Origin of the sequence: Haladaptatus paucihalophilus DX253 (assembly GCF_000376445.1) — an archaeon.
In the GTDB taxonomy this organism is placed as follows: domain Archaea; phylum Halobacteriota; class Halobacteria; order Halobacteriales; family Haladaptataceae; genus Haladaptatus; species Haladaptatus paucihalophilus.
The window spans coordinates 448,062-465,348 of the sequence record NZ_AQXI01000001.1 but is presented as its reverse complement, the minus strand read 5'-3'; the positions used below and the strand labels follow the sequence as shown (position 1 = coordinate 465,348).

The following is a 17,287-nucleotide window of genomic DNA, read 5'->3' as shown; positions in this document are numbered from 1 at the left end:
CGGCGGACGCTTCTGTCCGATGCGTGATACCAGACGACACAATCAAATAATCGACCACCGCAGTTCGGGACGGATGCAAATCGACTACCAGCGCGAACTCGCGGAATTCGAGTGGGACATCCCGGAGGGGTACAATCTCCCGGCGGTCATCGAGTCCCACGCGGCGGCGTTCGGCGACCGACTCGCCGTGCAGTTCCGGGACGACGACGGGAACGAGGCACGGCGACGGTTCGCCGACCTGCGCGACGATATGAATCGGTTCGCCAACGCGCTCGAATCGCTCGGCGTGGGCGAGGGCGACCGGGTGATGCACCTCCTACCGCGCCACCCCGACGTGTTCGCCATTCAACTCGGGGCGCTGAAACGCGGCGCGATTCTGGTGCCGTGCTCGGCCATGCTGAAACCCAAGGACGTCCAGTTCCGGGCGAACGACTGCGAGGCGACGACGATAGTGTGTCACGACGAACTGACGGACATGGTGGAAGCCGTCGCCGACGAGACGCCCCTCGACACGATGGTCGTGCTGGGCGGGTCGCGGATGGGCGAGTGGGAATCCTTCGGCGCGCTCATCGACGGGGAGTCCACGGAACACGACGGGCCGGACATCGGTCCACAGTCCCCGATGTCTATCAACTACACGAGCGGGACGACGGGACAGCCGAAACCCGTGCTCCACCGGCACCGCTGGATGCACTGTTTCGAACGCGTCAACGGGCGCTACTGGTGGGGCGTCGAGGAGGGGATGGACTTCGAGGACGAACTGCTCTGGGCGACGACGGGCACCGGGTGGGCCAAGTGGTTCTGGAGTCCGGTCGGGGTGGCGCTGACGACGGGCGCACCGCAGTTCATCTACCGGGGCGACTTCGACCCGGAGACGTTCCTCTCGCTGCTCGAATCGGAGGGCGTCACACGCCTCTGTGCGGTGCCGACGCAGTACCGGATGTTCACCCAAGTGGACGACATGGCCGACTACGACCTCTCGCTGAAGCAAACGCTGTCGGCGGGCGAACCGCTGAACCGCGAACCGATTCAGGCGTTCGAGGAGGCCTTCGACGTGACGCCGCGCGACGGCTACGGGCAGACCGAAACCGTCGCCTTGGTGACGAACTACCCCGGTATCGACGTGAAGCCCGGAAGCATGGGCAAGCCGACGCCCGGCCTCGGAACCACCATCATCGACACGGTGGACGAGGAAGAAGTCGAGCGGGGAGAAATCGGCGAAGTCGCGGTTCCCGTCGATAGTCCCGCCATCTTCGACGGCTACTTCGAAAAGCCGGAATTGGACGAGCGGACCTTCTCGGGGGCGTACTACCGAACCGGCGACTTGGCGAGCGAGGACGAAGACGGCTACTTCTTCTTCGAGGGCCGCGCCGACGACATCATCATCTCCTCGGGCTACCGCATCGGGCCGTTCGAGGTGGAGGATGCGCTCGTCGGCCATCCGGCGGTCGCCGAGGCCGCCGCCGTCGACAGTCCGCACGACGATCGCGGCAACGTGGTCAAAGCGTACGTCATCCTCGCGGAGGGCTACGACGGGAACGACGAACTCGTCGAGGAGCTACAGGAGTACATGAAAGAGGAGACGGCGCCGTACAAGTACCCGCGACGTATCGAGTTCGTGGACGAACTGCCGAAGACGTCGAGCGGAAAAATCCGACGTATCGAACTCCGAGACAGGGAAATGTCGAAGTTCGGAGACTGACCCTCGCCGCTTTTATTCGACCGCGAAGCCCTTGTCCTGTAGTACCTCCGTGACCCGCTCACGGTGGTCGCCCTGTAGTTCGATAACCCCCTCGTGTACCGTCCCACCGGTCGCCATCTTCCGCTTGAGTTCGGACGCGAGGTCCTTTACGTCCACCTCGCCGGTGTCGAACCCCTCGACGATGGTGACCGGTTTGTCGTAGCGCCGTTTCTCGGTTCGGATGACGAGGCGCGTCTCGGTTCGCCCCAAATCTTCGTCGATGCCGAGTTCTTCCGGCAGTCCCGTGATGGAACTGAAGTCGTCTTTGTCGTTTGCCACGGCACACGAACTATGCCACCCAGTACCTTGGTTCTGTCTAATATCAGAGAACCCACATCATGAGGCGGGTCCCAAAACCGTTCATCGGCACCCCGGACCGTCGTTGTGAGAGAAGATGCCCACGTTGCCGGACCGATAATCGAGTATCACGTCGTGGCAACCGCGTTTCGTAAAGGTCGCGTGAGTGTGAGCCGACCCGACGCTCACGCTGAGCGTGTATCGCCCCGGTGTCGTTCCCCACATTCGGTCGGCGACGGGGATAGCGATGGGATCATCGTGCTCCACTCGCCGAGAGAATCGATGGGCGGTACTTCCGTCGCGTTCGATTCGGACGCGAAAGACGTGCGGTTCGTCGTCGTAGTTCATCAAGTCGAAGTGACCGAGCGTCGCCTCGGGATCGTTGAAAATTCCGACGCACCCGGCGGTTACACCCGTACCGAGGGAGACGAGGAGGGCTCTCCGTTGCATATCTGACACGATACCGAACCACGACAAGTGCTTTTTGTTGTCGAAATCTCAAGCTTCTAAACCCGTCCCCCCGTCGTGGCGACCATGGAACGAGTCGCAATCATCGGCGCGTCGATGACCCAGTTCGGGCAGCGCGACGCGTGGATACGCGAACTGTTGGCGGAGGCCGGGGAGGCTTGCCTCGACGACGCGGGCGTCTCGCCGTTGGACCTCGACCACCTCTACGTCTCGAATATGGCGAGCGGCGAATTCGAGGGGCAGACCGGCGTGCCGAACGCGCTGGCGCACGACCTCGGCGCGCTCCCGGCGTACACGCAACGCATCGACCAGACGAGTTCGAGCGGCGGCGCGGGAATCTACGCCGCGTGGCAGTCGGTCGCCTCGGGAGCGAGCGACCTGACCCTCCTCGTCGGCGGGGAGAAGATGACCCACGAGACGACCGCCGAGGCGACGGACGTCATCGCCTCGCTGACCCACCCCGTCGAGTACAAACACGGACTCACCCTGCCGAGTTTCGCGGGACTCACCGCCCGTCGCTATCTCCACGAGTACGACGCGCCGCGCGAGAGTCTGGCCAAGGTCGCCGTCAAGAATCACAGAAACGGCGTGGACAACCCGCACGCGCAGTTCCGCAAGGAGGTCGATGTGGAGACGGTGATGGAGTCGCCCATCGTCGCCGACCCGCTCCGCCTCTACGACTTCTGTCCCATCACGGACGGGAGCGCCGCGCTGTTGTTCTGCCCGGAATCGGAGGCCAAGCAGTACACCGACGAGTACACCGTCGTCTCCGGAATCGGCGGCGCGACCGACACCCACGTCGTCCACGAGCGCGACGACCCGACGGTGATGGGTGCGGCCGTCGAGAGCAGCGAACTCGCCTACAACATGGCCGAGCGAGAACCCGAGGACATCGACGTGGCCGAACTCCACGACATGTTCACCATCCTCGAATTCCTGCAGAGCGAGGCCGTCGGCTTCTTCGAGCAGGGCGAGGGCTGGAAAGCCGTCGAGGAGGGCGTCACCGACCGCGACGGCGACCTCCCAATCAACACCTCCGGCGGCCTGAAATCCAAGGGCCACCCGCTCGGCGCGAGCGGCGTCGCACAGGCGTACGAACTTCACCAGCAGTTGCTCGGCAACGCCGGAAAACGACAAGTCGATGCGGAGGTCGCACTGGCCTGTAACGTCGGCGGATTCGGTAACTGCGTCATCACCACCATCATGGAGCAAGCATGAGCGGAAATTCGAAATTCGAAGCGCACCGCTGTCCCAACGGCCACCTCTCGTATCCGGGGCACCCACGGTGCCCGGAGTGTGCCGAACCGCAAGACGAAACCGTCGATTTGACCGATAGGACCGCCGAGGTCGTCACGTGGACGACCAGCACCGCGACCCCGCCCGGCGTCCGCCAACCGAACCACATCGCCATCGTCGAGTTCGACGTGGACGGCGACTCGGTGCGGGCCATCGGGCAGTTGACGACGGACGGCGTGGAAATCGGCGACGAAGTGCGGCCCATCTACGCCGACGAACTCCGCGACCCGGACGCCGGAATCCGCGAGAAGGCGAGTCAGGAGTGGGACGGCTACCGGTTCGAACCCGTCGAGTGAGCGCACGGTCGTCGTTTTTCCATCCGGTTCGAAACCCCGTCGATGGTTCGAGAGGGGACGCTGAAACAGAACGAAGAACGAGAAGAGGGGAGAACAGAGGGAGAAGAAGGGGCTTACGCGTCGGGGTCGTCGTCGGGACCGGATTCGTCATCGTCGGAAGAGGATTCGTCATCGGCGTCCTCGTCGCCGCTGCCGTTGCCGCGAACGCCCAACTCGTCGCGGATGGAGCGGAGTTCGGCATCCACATCCACTTCGGGTTGGTCGACCTCCTCTTCCAGTTCCGCTTCTTCGGCATCGGCGTTGTCCGCGAGTTCGCGCCCCTCGTCGGCCTGTTCGCTCCCGGCCGAAACTTCCTCGCGGATGTCGTCGCTGAGTCGGCGGGCGTCTTCGAGGATGCGTCGGGCGCGCGGTTCCTCGGGTAGGCCACCCTCGGTGAGAGCACCTTCGACGTCGTTCAGCGTATCCTGCAATCGGTCGAGAGTGGCGCGACTCGCCCGTCCGGCGCGGGCGCTGAGGTCGGAGCGCGCTCCTTCCGTCGGGTCGTATTCGGGGTCCACGAGGCGGATGATCTGCTGGAGCGCCTTCAGCGCGCGGACGTTCGCTTCCAGCATGGTGATGAGCGTCGGGATGGCGTACTCGCCGGTAAACGAGAGGACTTCCCGGGGCGTCGGCGGGCGGGGCAGTCCCATCGGCCCGCGCGGCGGTTGCCGAAGTTCGGTCTGGAGGCCGCGCAGGGTGGTTTCCAGTTCCTCGATTCGCTCTTCGAGGTCCTCTCGGTCGTCCCGGTCAGGGTCGTCCCGGTCGTTCGACATAGGTGACCGTTGGCACCGCAGAACAAAAGTATTGGTCGGTCGGAATGTGCGGGTCGGTCAAAATGAGCGGGTGGGTCGGAACATGCGGGTCGGTCGGCGGTCGGGACTCAGAACCCTTCCGTGAGGAACACGTCCCGCTCGGGGAACAGTTCGGCGAGGTTCGCACGCGCGTCGTCGGTTTCGATGGAGAGGTTTCCGAACCGTTCGGCGTCTTCGACGGCGTGGTAGCCCACGACCAACTGCGAGAGCGTGTTCACGTCGGTCACCGCGTCGGGGTCGGCGTCGGTGCGCTCACAGCGAACGACGTCGCCGGTGTCGAGTTCGAACGTCCCTTCGTTCCACTCCGCCAGCGGGTCGGTGACGCGGAGGACGACGTTGGCGTCCGCATCGTACGCGATGCTTTCGAGGGCGCGCGGGACGTCCACGAGGCGGAACATGGGACCGGCGTTGATTTCGCAGTCCACGTCACGGGGATTCGCCACGATGTCGAGGAGGTCGGTGGATTCGGGGACGTATGTCAGCTCGACGGTTTCGACTTGCGAGTCGTGGTACTGCACGAACCGCAGGAGGTGGCGGTATGCCTCGTCGTCCATGGCCGTCAACTCCCACACTTTGAACCGTTTGCCGTCGTCCTCGTCGTGGACGGTGTAGACGACGTAACCGCGCGCTTCGCCGTCCCGCATCCACGCGTACACGTAGGGGTCTTTCTTCCACCCTTTGAAGACCCGCTCTCGCCACCAGTCTTCGGTTCGGTCGGTGCTGAGGGCGTATCCCTCGGTCATCGCGTCGAACGCGGGAACGAGCAGTTCCCAGTCGTCGGCGTCGAGCGGCCGAAGCTCGCCCGCGGGTTCGATGTCCAAATCGAGCGCGTCCGGGGTCGTCTCGTATTTCGTGTGCTTGTTCGCCGTTGCCCAGCCGTACTTCCGATAGAACTCGTAGGAGAAGGGCCAGAGGGCCGAGAAGTACACCTCGTTCTCGCGGTACTCGGCGAGCGATTCGGCGAGCATCTCACGCACCAATCCACGGCGGCGGCTCTCGGGCGGCGACGCGACGGCGGACAGACCGGCCATCTCGTGCCACTCGCCGCGGATACGAGTCGTGAACCAATGGTGTTTGCACACGCAGAGCAAGTCGTCGCCGTCGAAGAGTCCGCGACGGTCCCCGAGTTCGGGGTCATCGTCGTCCTCGCCGATGTCGGGGCCGTCTTCGGGTTGGAACGCGTAGTACAAAAATCGCCGATACTCGTCCTTGTACTTCGCGGGAATCGGCCGATAGTCGGGCATGATTCGGGATTGGCTGGAAGCGAGAAATAGGTTCGTGTCGGGCACTAGAACCGCATTTCGCTGTACGAAAGAAGGGATATCGGGGAAGTATGTCGGATCGATATGAAAGGCGAAATACAGGGCAGAACGAACTCTATGACTTGCTTCCCCAACCGAACGAGAGCCATCCGCCGTCCGGGTGGAGGATTTCGCCGGTCATGAAGTGTTCACCCTCCGCGAGGAACGCGGCGCAGTTGGCGACTTCCTCGGGGGTTCCAAACCGACCGAGCGGCGTGCGGTCGATGACGTCCTGCTCGTCGAATCCTATCTGGTCCTGTGCGTCGTCCACCATCTCGGTTCGGATGTAGCCGGGGGAGATGGCATTGACGTGGATGTCGTGTTCGGCCCACTCGACGGCCAGACAGCGGGTGAGGTTGTTGACGCCGCCCTTCGACGTGTTGTACGGCGTCCGGCCGGTCTGGCCCTGTTCGCCCATCATGCTGGAGATATTGATGATGTTCCCGCCGGTTCCCTGCTCTATCATCTGCCGTCCGGCGAGTTGCGCCCCGGAGAAGGCGCCGGTCAGGTTCACGTCGATGACTTGCTGCCAGTCGGAGAGCGACATCTCCTCGGCCGGGCCGCGGATGTTGATGCCCGCGTTGTTCACCCAGACGTCGAGGGAGCCGAACTGCTCGACGACGTCCTCGACGAGCGATTCGAGCGAGTCGGCGTCCGTCACGTCGGCTTCGATGGCAACGACGGACTCTGAACCCGTCTCGTCCGCGATTTCCTCGGCCGCTTCGGCCGCCCGCTCCTGCGAGCGTGAGTTGACGACGACGTTCGCGCCCCGGGACGCGAACTCCTGTGCGATTGCGAACCCGATACCGCTACTCGACCCCGTTACGACGGCGGTCTGGTCGTGCAATGTGCTGGTCACGGTTGTTGGCTATCGCGCTGCCGTTTTATTATTCCGGTTGTTTCGTCACTATTTGCACACTAAACCGTGTGAAACTGGACTATTGTTGAATAAATGGTGAAGAATCAGTTAATCCGTAAGAACGGTGACCGGTCCGTCGAAGTCGAGAATGACTTCCTGTGTCGCGTCGCCGAAGAGGGCCTTTCCCGTCGGCGAGCGCTGTCGCCCCGTAACGAACACGTGGTCGCAGTCGTACTCCTCGGCGGCGGCGAGGATTTTCTCGGCCTTGTTGCCCAGATAGCCCGTCACGTCGTACTCCACATCGAGTTCGGAGAGGACCTCGTCACCGATGTCACGGGCGAACTGCGTCGCACCCTCCTCGGCCTCGCCGACGGTGTAGCTCGCCGAACTGCTCATGAGCGATTCCATCGCGTCCCGCCGAGCGCCGTACTCTTGTTCGGTAGTGATATGCGTTAGAATCAAGTCGGCGTCCAATCCCTCGGCGATGATACCTGCTTCGCGAACGAGTTCCTTGGCCGCCTCCGTAGGTTCGACGACGGCGAGTGCACGGTCCATAAATACCGCAAATAAACGAGAAATAATAAAACCAGCGTTCGTTTACATAGTGAAGAAATAATACAATCTATTTCAAATATACTGTTTGTTAATTATTCATCTTTATTAAATTATCGCTATTAAAGGAAAATGTTTTCAATGAACATCAATGACATGGAGTCGCAATCCATGGCAATCGAATTCGCACAGAGTCCGCTGTTGACGTTCGCAGCCGGACTGATTTTAGTCATCCTCCTCCTGGTCGTCTGGGACCTCCCGGCGTTCGTCGGGCTAGCTATCTCCGCATTTGGTGTCGGATTACTCAACGCGGTATTCGTCGCCGACTTCACGTTCGGCGACGCGGCAGCACGAACGGCGACGGAGTTCGGGAACGGGATGGCCGGTATCGGTATTCCAATTCTAATGGCATCGGTTATCGGAAAGTCGATGCTCGAGAGCGGTTCCGCCCAACGTATCGTTCGGGCGTTCCAATCGGTCGTTGGAAAGGAAAATTCGGACATCGCGCTGTGGGGCAGCAGTACCGTACTCGCGATTCCTGTGTTCTTCGACAGCGTGTTCTACCTCCTCGCGCCGCTCGCACGTTCGATGCGCGCACGTGTGGGGAAGAATTACGCGCTGTATCTGATAGCCGTCGGGGCAGGTGCCTCGGTGGCTCACGTCTTTATCCCACCGACGCCGGGACCGTTAGCAGTCTCGGATCAACTCGACATCGCTAACCTCGGGCTGACCATTCTGGTCGGTATCGTCGTCGCCATTCCGTCGGCGATCATGGGAGGTCTGGTCTACGGCCGCTGGATAAACAAGCGGATGAACATCCCGCTTCGGGATGCCATGGGAACGACGACGGAAGAACTCGAAGAGCGTGCGAACCGGGACAACAAGAACCTCCCCAGTGTGCTCGAATCGGCCATCCCCATCATCCTCGCAATCGGGTTGGTCGCCTCCTACACCATCGTCGATACGTTCAAGGACCCATATCCGGTGCTCGCGAACCTGCAACCGGTGGTCGCGTTCGTCGGGGACAAGAACGTCGCGCTGACTATCGCCGCCATCGCGGCGGCGTACACCTACCTCCGCTGGTCCGACCTCTCGCGGTCGCTCTGGGAGGAGGAACTCACGGAGGCGCTGAAGAGCGGTGGGAACATCGCCGCCATCACCGCGATGGGCGGCGCGTTCGGTGCGCTCTTGGCCGCGTCCGGAATCGGGTCGTACATCGCAAGCCACCTCAAGGGCATCGGCATCGGCCTGCTCGTGACCGCGTGGCTCATCGCCGCCATCGTTCGCGTCGCGCAGGGGTCGGCAACGGCCGCCATGCTCACCGCCGCGGGAATCATGGCACCGCTCACCGCACAGCTATCGGTTAGCCCGGTGTACATGGTGATGGCCATCGGAGCGGGCGGAAACATCTGCTCGTGGTACAACGACTCCGGGTTCTGGCTCGTCAAGGAAATCGGCGGGCTTACGCAAGCGGAGACGCTGAAGACGTGGACCGTGTTGACGACGATCATCTCCATCACGGGCCTCGTGACGGTGCTCGTCATCTCGACAATCTTCCCACTGGCGTAGTTCGAACCCACCGAAATTCCCCGATTTTCCGAAGCCGTCGCTTAGCAGTGGAAAAGCCACCTGACCCCCACGGAGAATCATAGTCAAGCGACGAACGCGCGCCCTGTTCGAATTCGGTGTCGCCGCGATAACGTTGGTCGTTCAGATACGCCATTGGCGGGCACTGCTGAACGACGACCGACCGTGACGTCGGCGGTGTGCGAACGAAACGCCGTCGCCGTCTGCTGTTCATCCTGTGCACGGGCGCTGCCCGGCGACGATTCCTGCCACAAACGGGAGCGTTCAGGGACAACTTCGGCGTCGGTCAAACACCCGGGATGGTCGTTTATCGACTCCGGTACGGCGTGCTTCGGCCGCTTCCCGGTACGGACGAATAGAAAAGTCGGCCGATTACAGCACCACCGAGAGGAACTGCTTCGCACGGTCCGTCGGCTTGGGGCCGGTTTCCGGCTCGAACGCGTACCGCAAAAACCGCTGATACTCGTCTTCGTATGTGGCCGGTATCGGCCGATAGTCGGGCATGATTAGAGATTGACGAGAAGCGAGAATTATGTTCGCATCGGTCACATGTATCGTATATCGATATATGAAATCGGGGATTCGAGCAGGGGTATCGTCCGCCGGGAAACCGGCGCAGCCGACCTGAAAGTCAGCTATATGCTCGTCGCGGAACCATAGCCACCCATGAAACTCGGACGGATACGGGTGTATCCCATAAAAGGGCTCGACGGCATCGAGGTCGATGCGACCGACATCGTACCGGGAGGCACGGTAGCCTCCGATAGGGAATTTGCGCTCTTCGACGCCGCGGGCAACGCCGTCAACGGGAAGCAAACGGATATGTTCCAACGGCTGTCAACGGATTTCGACCGCGCTTCGGGTGAGCTGACGATAGAAACGCCGGACGGAGAGACACGCCTCTTCGACCTTCCCGAACAACGCGAACGGGCCGAACGATGGTTCAGCGAACTCTTCGAGATGGACCTGACGCTGCGTCGGGACACGGAGAACGGGTTCGTCGACCGGCGAAAGCGGGGGCCGTCGGTTATCAGCACGGCCTCGTTGCGTGCCATCGCGTCGTGGTTCGACGGGATGACGGTCGAAAGCGCGCGGAGACGACTCCGCGCCAACGTCGAAATCGAAGGCGTTCCCCCGTTTTGGGAGGACCGATTCATCGGTGACGGGTCGCCCGCCTTCGAAGTCGGCGGTGTCCGATTCGAGGGCGTCGAGGCGTGCAATCGGTGCGTCATCCCACAGCGCGACCCGGACACGGGCGAAGCCCTCCCAGAATTCCGCACGCGATTCATCCGAAAACGGCGGGAGACGCTCCCGGACTGGGTGGACGAGAGCGCGCTCGACCACCACTACGCGGCGATGCTCATCGCCCAGATACCCGAGTCGGACCGCCATCAAACGCTCCGCGTCGGCGATGCCGTCGAAGTAGTCGAATAGGCCCGGACGGATTCGACAGCACGGCACGGAGCCACGATTTTCGAACCACGACGGGCACGGAAAATAGAGAACACGGGGACAGTCGAAGGACCGCTTGCGACCGTTGAATACCGTAAAGACCGGCGGCGTTTTCAGTTCGCCGCTTCCCCGGATTCGACGTTCGTCCGTCGGCCCAGGAGTCGCTCGCGGATTACGAGGAGGCACGGAAGCACCGTGACGCACGCGACGAGGGCGTACACGATGCTCAATCCCGTCACCGTCCCGAACCGCCGGAGCGGAGGCGAGAGCGCCAACGCGAGCACGCCGAACCCGGCGGCCGTCGTCACCGCGCTTCCGAGGAGCGCGCCACCGGTCCCGACGATGGCGGCCGAGAGCGCCTCCCCGAGCGTGTCGTGACGAGCGCGTTCGTCCACAACACGTTCGCCGAGGTGGATGCTGTAGTCCACGCCGAGACCGATGGCTAGACTGGTGATGATGACGGTTTCGCTGTTGAACGGAATGTCGAGCAACGCCATCGTTCCGAGCAGCCACGCGAGCGCGATGAGGACGGGAACGAGGAGCACCGCGCCGAGTTCGGGTGCACGGTATCGCCACCAGTACAACCCGACGAGGAACACGAGGATGACGCCGAGCGTGATGGAGAATCCCTCGACGAGCGTCTCGAACAGCGCGCTCTGGACGACGGCGGTAACGACCGGCTGACCGGTCGCAATCGCCGTGACGGGGGCACCTCGTTCGACCGCGGTGGCAACCGCGCGGACGTCGCTTGCGCTCGACTGCGCCGAGGCGTCGCCCGCGATTCCGACGATAACGCGTGCGGATTCGTACGACCCGTTCGCGTCACGGTAGAGGACCGTCGCCGCGCGTTCGGGAGCGGCGTCGTACAACCGGTCGTAGACCGCCGCGACGTCTTCGTCCGGGAGTCCGTCGCCGTCACGGTCGCGGTCGTCGATTGCCGCGGCCACCGTGTCGTTCGTGGCGGCCACGTCGCGCAGGACCGTCGCGGGGCTTTCGACGGCGGCTGACCCATCCGGCCGCAAGACGATGGTGCCGTTCCGCCCACCGCGTTCCGTTGCAGTCGTCGTCGCCGCATCGAGCGCCGCGAGCGATTTCGCGTCGGTGACGGTCCCACGGACGAGTATCTGCGCCTCCGACCCTTCACCGCGCTGCCGGAAGTTATCGCTCAGGTACGCGAGGTTCGCGCTGACATCGTACTGGTCGGGCGCGAACGGTTCGGGGAGCGAGTGCATCCACGCGGGGGCGTCCTGCGGGATGAAATCGGCTTGGTTGAACTCCGTATCGATGCCCGTCGCGCCGTAGACGCCGGACGACGCGAGGAGGACGGCGACGACGAGGACGACGACGGGTGCCCGTTGGGCGAGGTTTGCGGTACCCGAAAGCGCGCGCCGAATCGGCCCGTTACCGCCGCCGAACGCCGAACGCAAGCGGGGACGGCCGCGGCGGTCGAAGAAGCGTTCGACTTCGAGTTTGACCGCCGGGACGAGCGCGGCGAAAACGACCAGCATGGCGATGATGCCGGTGCCGCTCAGGAGCGCGAAGTCGCGGATGGACGCCAGCGGACTGACGTAGTTCGAGAAGAATCCGATGGCAGTCGTAAACGCCGCGATGGCCAGCGCGAGGATGACCCCGGAGAGTCCCGACCGCATCGCCATCGCCGGAGACCGCCGGTCGGTATCCGAATCGTCGGTATCGAGGGCACCGGTCCGCGCCTCGCGGTACCGCATAACGACGTGCAGCGAGTAGTCGAGACTCAACCCGATGAGGAGGAACGGAACCGCGATGAGGAGCGAACTCGACGGAATCCCGAGCCACGCCTGCGCGCCGCTGAGCCACACCATCACGACGCCGACGCCGAAGACGCTGATGAGCACGTCCACGAGGTCGCGGTAGGCGAGGGTGAGCGCGATGAGCAACAGGACGAGGGCGACCGGCGTGATGATGATGAAACTGTCGCCGATGGCCCGCGACGAGGCGTCATCGACGATTCCCTGCCCGAAGACGAACGCGTCGTCGAAGCGCGAATCGACCAGCGACTCGATGGCCACCTGCGCGTCGTACGCAGCTTGAGTCGCGGCTTCCGAGTCGTCCGTTCCTCGCTGGAAGACGAACGTAATCCGTGCGTCCGCGCTCGTCGTCCCCGGTTCGTAGTTCGAGGAGAGGAACTCCGTCGGGTCGGTTCCCGGAGCGGCCGCGTCGGAATCGAGCACCGTTCCGACGAGGGACCGGACGTCGGCGGGAGAGCGCGTTTCGAGCGCGCGTATCTGCTGGTCCAACGTCGGCGACGGTGGACGGGTCGCCGGAGCACCGGCGTTCGTCCCGGACCCGTTCTTCGACGAGTTGGCCCGTTGCCGTCGCACGTCCTCGGCGTACGCGGCGGTTGCGACGACGTTCTCGATGCCGACGAGTCCGCGGTCGGCGCGGAGCGTCCCGTTGATGGAGTCGTCGTTTCGTATCTCGCGTTGGAGACGGAGACTTCGAAGCAAGGACTCGCGGGAGAGGACGTTTCCGTCCTCGGTTCTCACGACGACTTGGCTTACTATCGCGTCGTTCGTCCCGTACGTCGCCCCGATTTCGTCGAGGGCTTTCTGTTCCTGCGACGTGGTTCCGGCTTGGCCGATGGGCGCGTCGCCCGTTTCGCCGATGACCGCGCCCGCACCCACGACCACCGAGACGAGGAGCAAGAGCGCGATGACGAGCCGGCTCCGCTCGACGATGGTGTCCGCGAACCGTTCCGCTACCGTCCGCTTCATCGGTCACCACGCGGTCCCGAAGCGGGTCGTCGGTGCGGCACGTCGAACGTGAGGGTACCTTCAGTCGTGACTCTCATTACGATAGTCTCCACAGGCATCGAACAAGAACCGATGGTGGGGTCCCACAACGTGGGACAACCTCGAAACGTGGAGGGAAACCGGTGTGTGAACGGACGAAAACGCCGCTATTGCCCGTACAGTCCGACGACCATGACGCCGAACCCGACGCAGATGATGGAGCTTTCGAGGAGCATCCCCATCGTGAGTTCGACGTGGAGGAAGTGGTGGAAGACGCCGACCAGCACCGTCCCGACGGTGATGATGAACAACCCGATGGCGAAGTAGCGAAGTCCCGCGAACTGCGTGCGCTCGTAGGCTCGGTAGGCGAGTAGAGTGACGACCCCGCCGAGTCCGAGCGCGGTGAACTTCACGATGACGAGGAGCCACGTTATCGCGTCCATCATGATTCTTTTTTCATCTCCGTCCAGAAAGTCGCCATCCGGTCCGTGGCGTCCCGGTCCGGGCGCTCGACTGAAACCGTGAACTCGTCGTTCTCGTCGATGCTGATGGAGATATCAGTAAAATCGCGCTCGTAGAGGGTGGCGTTCGGTCCGTCGCGTCGAACCTCGGTGTACTCCCGCACGAGTCCGGCCTCGCCGAGTCGTTCGAGTTTCCGATACACGGTCGAACGGGGCATGTCGCACTCGGTGCGGAGCGCGGTCGCGGACGTGGGTTCGCGTAACGCCGTGAGGAGCGTTCGACACTTGTCGTCTTCGAGCGACCGCAGGACCACCGACGGCGGCGGGGACGTCCGGTCGTCCGACGGTTCTCGGTTCATGTCTGTAGACGGCTCGGTCGTCTCCGTCCGCTCGGGAACCAGTAACAACCGGCTCCAATCGACGTTGTGTTCGTTCATTCGGGTCGCCGGGACCGCTCGATGCGACGTGCGGAATCGGTCCCGTATCTACCCGTCATTTCCGGGCAGGTGTAAAAGAGACATCGACTCGTCCCAGAAGCTTGGAATTGGGTTCCGTCTCACGAAAACGGGAGAGATAGAGGGCGGTCGAGAGGGATTCGACGGGACAATCGAGCGGAATTCGACGGGACCGTCGAGAAAGGTGGGACAGGAGCGTTCAAAAACCGCTACAGCACCATCGAGAGGAACTGCTTCGCACGGTCCGTCCGCGGGTTCTCGAAGAATTCCTCGGGCGGCGCGGTTTCGATGACGTGCCCGTCGGCCATGAGGACGATTCGGTCGCCGACTTCGCGGGCGAAGCCCATCTCGTGGGTGACGACCATCATCGTCATGCCGCCCTCGGCGAGTTCGCGCATGACGCCCAGCACTTCGCCGACGAGTTCGGGGTCGAGCGCGCTCGTCACCTCGTCGAACAGCATGACGTGCGGGTCCATCGCCAGCGCGCGAGCGATGGCGACGCGCTGTTGTTGCCCGCCCGAAAGCTGGTTCGGGTAGGAGTCGGCTTGGTCCTCAAGGCCCACGTCGGTGAGGAGTTGCTGGCTCCGTTCGTCCGCCTCCGCACGCGACAGTCCCTTCACGTCTATCGGCGCGATAGAGACGTTCTCCAGCGCGGTCTTGTGCGGGAAGAGGTTGAAGCTCTGGAACACCATTCCGATGCGCTGGCGGAGGAAGTTGATGTCCACCGTCGGGTTGGTGATGGACTGTCCTTCGATGCGGATGTCGCCGCCCTGTATCTCCTCCAAGCGGTTCGTACACCGCAACAGCGTCGATTTCCCGCTGCCGCTCGGGCCGACGACGACGACCACTTCGCCGTCCTCGATTTCGAGGTCGACGTCCTTCAGGACGTGTGCTTCGCCGAAGTACTTATCAACGCCGTCGAACTCGATTTTTGGAGTATTCATCGCTGTTCACCCCATGCAGCGCGCTCTTCCAGCATACGCACGAGTTTGCCAAGTGGGAGCGTGATGGCGAGGTACGCTATCGCCACGAGGACGAGCGGCGTCCACGCGTCGAATTGGTTGCTGTTGACGTTCCGGAAGAGGCTGATGAGTTCGCTGACGGCGATAACCGACAGCAACGACGTGTCCTTGACCAGGATGATCTGGTCGTTCCCGACCGCGGCGAGGGAGTTTCGGAACGCCTGCGGGAGAATGATTTTCCGCATCGCACTGATGTAGGACATGCCGAGCGACCGCGCGGCCTCCATCTGACCGTCCGGAATGGAGTTGATACCGCCTTTGATCGCCTCGCCGGAGTACGCCGCGTGATTCAGCGAAAGGCCGATGATACCGGCGTACCAACCCCACCGGGAGAAGTTTCCGATGCCGAACCTCGGGAGTCCGATGTACAGGACGAACAACTGGAAGAGGAGCGGCGTTCCGCGGAAGAACTCGACGTAACACGTGGCGACGGCGCGAGTGAATTTCGTTTTCGACACGCGACCCAAGCCGATGAAGACACCGCCGATGAGCGAGAGGACGCTCGAAACGACGACGATTACGAGAACGTCGATGTACGTGCTGATGAATCGCGGGAAAATGGTCACCAACAGATCGTAATCGACGAAATCCGTGAGAATACGGAAGATAACGTACGCGATGAGAAGCGAGAATCCTCCAGCGACGGCGATTCCGAACCATTTGAGCCGGGTGTCGGTCAGTAGGCCGTCGCCTGCTCGGTGTTCGGCGGCAGCGTCTTCGTGGTATGTCTCTGCCATAATGTATCAAATTATAGTTGTTTGGTGAAGGCGACGTCCGTGGAATCAGCCCTCAAAATACTTGTCGTATATCTTGTCGTACGTGCCGTCGTCCTTGATGGCTTTGATGGCCTCGTTCACCTGTTTCCGGAGGTCATCGTCGTCCTTGCGGAACGCGATGCCGTACTCCTCGATTGTCAGCGTGAGATAGTCGGGTGCGTTCTTCCCCTGCTTCGCGGCTTCTCCTTCGCCTTCGAGGAATACGACGCCGTCCATCTTGTTCACGAACTCCGCGTTGACGGTGTTGTCGTTGATGACCGCGACCGCCTGCTGGTTCCGCAGCGCGTTGAACGCGCCCGCAATCTGGTCGTAGCTGTGAATCGTGAGGCTGCCACCGAAGTCCTCCTTCACTTTTTCCGCCGCACTTTCGCCGGTCGTCCCCTTCTGGACGGCGACGGTCTTGCCTTTCAAGTCGTCGAGCTTCTCGATGCCACCACCCTTGCGAATCGCAACGGTCTGGTACGCCGTGAAGTACGGGTCGGAGAAATCGACCTTCTCCGCGCGCTTGTCGGTGATGGTCATCGCGCTCATGATGAGGCGGAAGTTCTTGTTTTTCAGACTGTCGATGATGGTGTCGAAACCGGCCTTCTTGAACTCGTACTCCCGGTCGAGCTGTCCCTTGAAGATGGCTTCCGCGATACCGGGGTCGAACCCTTCGAGCGACCCGTCCGCCGTGCGGTACTCGAACGGCTTGTACGGTATATCGGAGCCGATGAGTATCTTGCCGGTGTCGGAATCGTCCTTGCCGTCCGAACTGGTCTTCTCGTCGTCACCGTTGTCGCCGTTGTCACCGTTGTCGTCGCTACCGCTGCCACCAGAGTCGCCCAAACAACCCGCGAACGCCAGCGCAGCAACTGCTCCGGAACTGGCCTTGAGGTAGGTTCGTCTATCCATGCTATGAAAGCATTTACCACAATTATATTAGCCTTCCGTCTCAGTTCCGTGCGAATTGAAAGTCGGGCAAAGTAACGGGCTTTCACCGTGAATACCGTCCGTCATCGTTCGCAATATTATCCTATTGTTCGCTAATTAATCGTCATCGGGACAGAATAGTCATAAAAGAATTCTGGAAATAGCGTCGAGGAGGACCCTACTTCACTCG

At 62.3% G+C, this 17,287-nt stretch carries 18 protein-coding genes; 5 read left to right on the top strand and 13 right to left on the bottom strand.

The features are described 5' to 3' along the window. Positions 1–73: 73 nt before the first annotated feature. Entirely contained in the window at positions 74–1,702 is a 1,629-nt protein-coding gene (locus B208_RS0102625; protein WP_007978999.1) for an acyl-CoA synthetase, read from the top strand. A gap of 12 nt (positions 1,703–1,714) precedes the next feature. On the opposite strand, the gene yciH is transcribed toward B208_RS0102625, so the two are convergent. Continuing rightward, positions 1,715–2,020 carry a stress response translation initiation inhibitor YciH gene (yciH, locus tag B208_RS0102620; protein WP_007979001.1) on the bottom strand — a complete coding sequence of 102 codons (306 nt, stop codon included), beginning with the start codon at positions 2,018–2,020 and terminating at the stop codon, positions 1,715–1,717. A gap of 81 nt (positions 2,021–2,101) precedes the next feature. Beyond that, positions 2,102–2,488 carry a hypothetical protein gene (locus tag B208_RS0102615; protein WP_007979003.1) on the bottom strand — a complete coding sequence of 129 codons (387 nt, stop codon included), beginning with the start codon at positions 2,486–2,488 and terminating at the stop codon, positions 2,102–2,104. Between the two features lie 84 nt (positions 2,489–2,572). On the opposite strand from B208_RS0102615, the gene B208_RS0102610 reads away from it, so the two are divergent. Together B208_RS0102610 and B208_RS0102605 are read left to right on the top strand one after the other, a co-directional pair. After that, entirely contained in the window at positions 2,573–3,724 is a 1,152-nt protein-coding gene (locus B208_RS0102610) for a thiolase family protein (protein ID WP_007979005.1), read from the top strand. Continuing rightward, on the top strand, positions 3,721–4,098 hold the full coding sequence (locus B208_RS0102605; RefSeq protein WP_007979007.1) for a Zn-ribbon domain-containing OB-fold protein: 378 nt from the start codon (positions 3,721–3,723) through the stop codon (positions 4,096–4,098). The genes B208_RS0102610 and B208_RS0102605 overlap by 4 nt, the downstream gene beginning before the upstream one ends. A 113-nt stretch (positions 4,099–4,211) precedes the next feature. Here B208_RS0102605 and B208_RS0102600 read toward each other — a convergent pair whose 3' ends face one another. The 4 genes from B208_RS0102600 to B208_RS0102585 form a co-directional block, all read right to left on the bottom strand. Beyond that, the gene (locus B208_RS0102600; RefSeq protein WP_007979009.1) at positions 4,212–4,910 is read right to left on the bottom strand and encodes a DUF7547 family protein; all 699 of its coding nucleotides are present in this window, start codon (positions 4,908–4,910) and stop codon (positions 4,212–4,214) included. A 107-nt stretch (positions 4,911–5,017) separates the two neighbouring features. Further along, the gene (locus B208_RS0102595) at positions 5,018–6,193 is read right to left on the bottom strand and encodes a GNAT family N-acetyltransferase (RefSeq protein ID WP_007979010.1); all 1,176 of its coding nucleotides are present in this window, start codon (positions 6,191–6,193) and stop codon (positions 5,018–5,020) included. A 133-nt stretch (positions 6,194–6,326) separates the two neighbouring features. Beyond that, complete coding sequence (locus tag B208_RS0102590; RefSeq protein ID WP_026177708.1) at positions 6,327–7,109, bottom strand: SDR family NAD(P)-dependent oxidoreductase; 783 nt, start codon at positions 7,107–7,109, stop codon at positions 6,327–6,329. 108 nt (positions 7,110–7,217) lie between these two features. Next, positions 7,218–7,664, bottom strand: coding sequence for a universal stress protein (locus B208_RS0102585; RefSeq protein WP_007979014.1), 447 nt, complete (start codon positions 7,662–7,664; stop codon positions 7,218–7,220). 168 nt (positions 7,665–7,832) lie between these two features. On the opposite strand from B208_RS0102585, the gene B208_RS0102580 reads away from it, so the two are divergent. Continuing rightward, positions 7,833–9,230 (top strand): GntP family permease, encoded by a 1,398-nt coding sequence (locus tag B208_RS0102580; protein ID WP_026177707.1) that lies wholly within the window; start codon positions 7,833–7,835, stop codon positions 9,228–9,230. 390 nt (positions 9,231–9,620) lie between these two features. Here B208_RS0102580 and B208_RS24880 read toward each other — a convergent pair whose 3' ends face one another. Further along, positions 9,621–9,752 (bottom strand): hypothetical protein, encoded by a 132-nt coding sequence (locus tag B208_RS24880; protein WP_264781408.1) that lies wholly within the window; start codon positions 9,750–9,752, stop codon positions 9,621–9,623. 162 nt (positions 9,753–9,914) lie between these two features. Between B208_RS24880 and B208_RS0102565 the strand changes: the two genes are divergently transcribed. Further along, positions 9,915–10,682 carry an MOSC domain-containing protein gene (locus B208_RS0102565; RefSeq protein ID WP_007979019.1) on the top strand — a complete coding sequence of 256 codons (768 nt, stop codon included), beginning with the start codon at positions 9,915–9,917 and terminating at the stop codon, positions 10,680–10,682. 131 nt (positions 10,683–10,813) lie between these two features. On the opposite strand, the gene B208_RS0102560 is transcribed toward B208_RS0102565, so the two are convergent. The 6 genes from B208_RS0102560 to B208_RS0102535 all read right to left on the bottom strand — a co-directional run bounded on the left by B208_RS0102560 (position 10,814) and on the right by B208_RS0102535 (position 17,079). After that, complete coding sequence (locus tag B208_RS0102560; RefSeq protein WP_007979020.1) at positions 10,814–13,453, bottom strand: efflux RND transporter permease subunit; 2,640 nt, start codon at positions 13,451–13,453, stop codon at positions 10,814–10,816. 185 nt (positions 13,454–13,638) lie between these two features. Then, positions 13,639–13,917: a DUF7521 family protein gene (locus B208_RS0102555; protein WP_018128685.1), complete on the bottom strand. Its 279-nt coding sequence runs from the start codon at positions 13,915–13,917 to the stop codon at positions 13,639–13,641. Next, a complete protein-coding gene (locus B208_RS0102550) occupies positions 13,914–14,369 on the bottom strand; it encodes a winged helix-turn-helix domain-containing protein (protein ID WP_007979022.1) in 456 nt (151 codons plus the stop codon). The genes B208_RS0102555 and B208_RS0102550 overlap by 4 nt, the downstream gene beginning before the upstream one ends. Before the next feature lie 227 nt (positions 14,370–14,596). Further along, a complete protein-coding gene (locus B208_RS0102545; RefSeq protein ID WP_007979023.1) occupies positions 14,597–15,331 on the bottom strand; it encodes an amino acid ABC transporter ATP-binding protein in 735 nt (244 codons plus the stop codon). Next, positions 15,328–16,146: an amino acid ABC transporter permease gene (locus B208_RS0102540; RefSeq protein WP_007979025.1), complete on the bottom strand. Its 819-nt coding sequence runs from the start codon at positions 16,144–16,146 to the stop codon at positions 15,328–15,330. The genes B208_RS0102545 and B208_RS0102540 overlap by 4 nt, the downstream gene beginning before the upstream one ends. A gap of 45 nt (positions 16,147–16,191) precedes the next feature. After that, positions 16,192–17,079: a transporter substrate-binding domain-containing protein gene (locus B208_RS0102535; protein WP_026177705.1), complete on the bottom strand. Its 888-nt coding sequence runs from the start codon at positions 17,077–17,079 to the stop codon at positions 16,192–16,194. Between the last annotated feature and the right edge of the window lie 208 nt (positions 17,080–17,287).

What these genes read in the sequence shown, in the direction of transcription:
- B208_RS0102535 (WP_026177705.1), bottom strand. Translation starts at nt 17,079, where the DNA reads ATGGATAGACGAACCTACCTCAAGGCCAGTTCCGGAGCAGTTGCTGCG.
- B208_RS0102540 (WP_007979025.1), bottom strand. Translation starts at nt 16,146, where the DNA reads ATGGCAGAGACATACCACGAAGACGCTGCCGCCGAACACCGAGCAGGC.
- B208_RS0102545 (WP_007979023.1), bottom strand. Translation starts at nt 15,331, where the DNA reads ATGAATACTCCAAAAATCGAGTTCGACGGCGTTGATAAGTACTTCGGC.
- B208_RS0102550 (WP_007979022.1), bottom strand. Translation starts at nt 14,369, where the DNA reads ATGAACGAACACAACGTCGATTGGAGCCGGTTGTTACTGGTTCCCGAG.
- B208_RS0102615 (WP_007979003.1), bottom strand. Translation starts at nt 2,488, where the DNA reads ATGCAACGGAGAGCCCTCCTCGTCTCCCTCGGTACGGGTGTAACCGCC.
- B208_RS0102580 (WP_026177707.1), top strand. Translation starts at nt 7,833, where the DNA reads ATGGCAATCGAATTCGCACAGAGTCCGCTGTTGACGTTCGCAGCCGGA.
- B208_RS0102600 (WP_007979009.1), bottom strand. Translation starts at nt 4,910, where the DNA reads ATGTCGAACGACCGGGACGACCCTGACCGGGACGACCGAGAGGACCTC.
- B208_RS0102560 (WP_007979020.1), bottom strand. Translation starts at nt 13,453, where the DNA reads ATGAAGCGGACGGTAGCGGAACGGTTCGCGGACACCATCGTCGAGCGG.
- B208_RS0102585 (WP_007979014.1), bottom strand. Translation starts at nt 7,664, where the DNA reads ATGGACCGTGCACTCGCCGTCGTCGAACCTACGGAGGCGGCCAAGGAA.
- B208_RS0102555 (WP_018128685.1), bottom strand. Translation starts at nt 13,917, where the DNA reads ATGATGGACGCGATAACGTGGCTCCTCGTCATCGTGAAGTTCACCGCG.
- B208_RS24880 (WP_264781408.1), bottom strand. Translation starts at nt 9,752, where the DNA reads ATGCCCGACTATCGGCCGATACCGGCCACATACGAAGACGAGTATCAG.
- B208_RS0102610 (WP_007979005.1), top strand. Translation starts at nt 2,573, where the DNA reads ATGGAACGAGTCGCAATCATCGGCGCGTCGATGACCCAGTTCGGGCAG.
- B208_RS0102625 (WP_007978999.1), top strand. Translation starts at nt 74, where the DNA reads ATGCAAATCGACTACCAGCGCGAACTCGCGGAATTCGAGTGGGACATC.
- B208_RS0102605 (WP_007979007.1), top strand. Translation starts at nt 3,721, where the DNA reads ATGAGCGGAAATTCGAAATTCGAAGCGCACCGCTGTCCCAACGGCCAC.
- B208_RS0102565 (WP_007979019.1), top strand. Translation starts at nt 9,915, where the DNA reads ATGAAACTCGGACGGATACGGGTGTATCCCATAAAAGGGCTCGACGGC.
- B208_RS0102595 (WP_007979010.1), bottom strand. Translation starts at nt 6,193, where the DNA reads ATGCCCGACTATCGGCCGATTCCCGCGAAGTACAAGGACGAGTATCGG.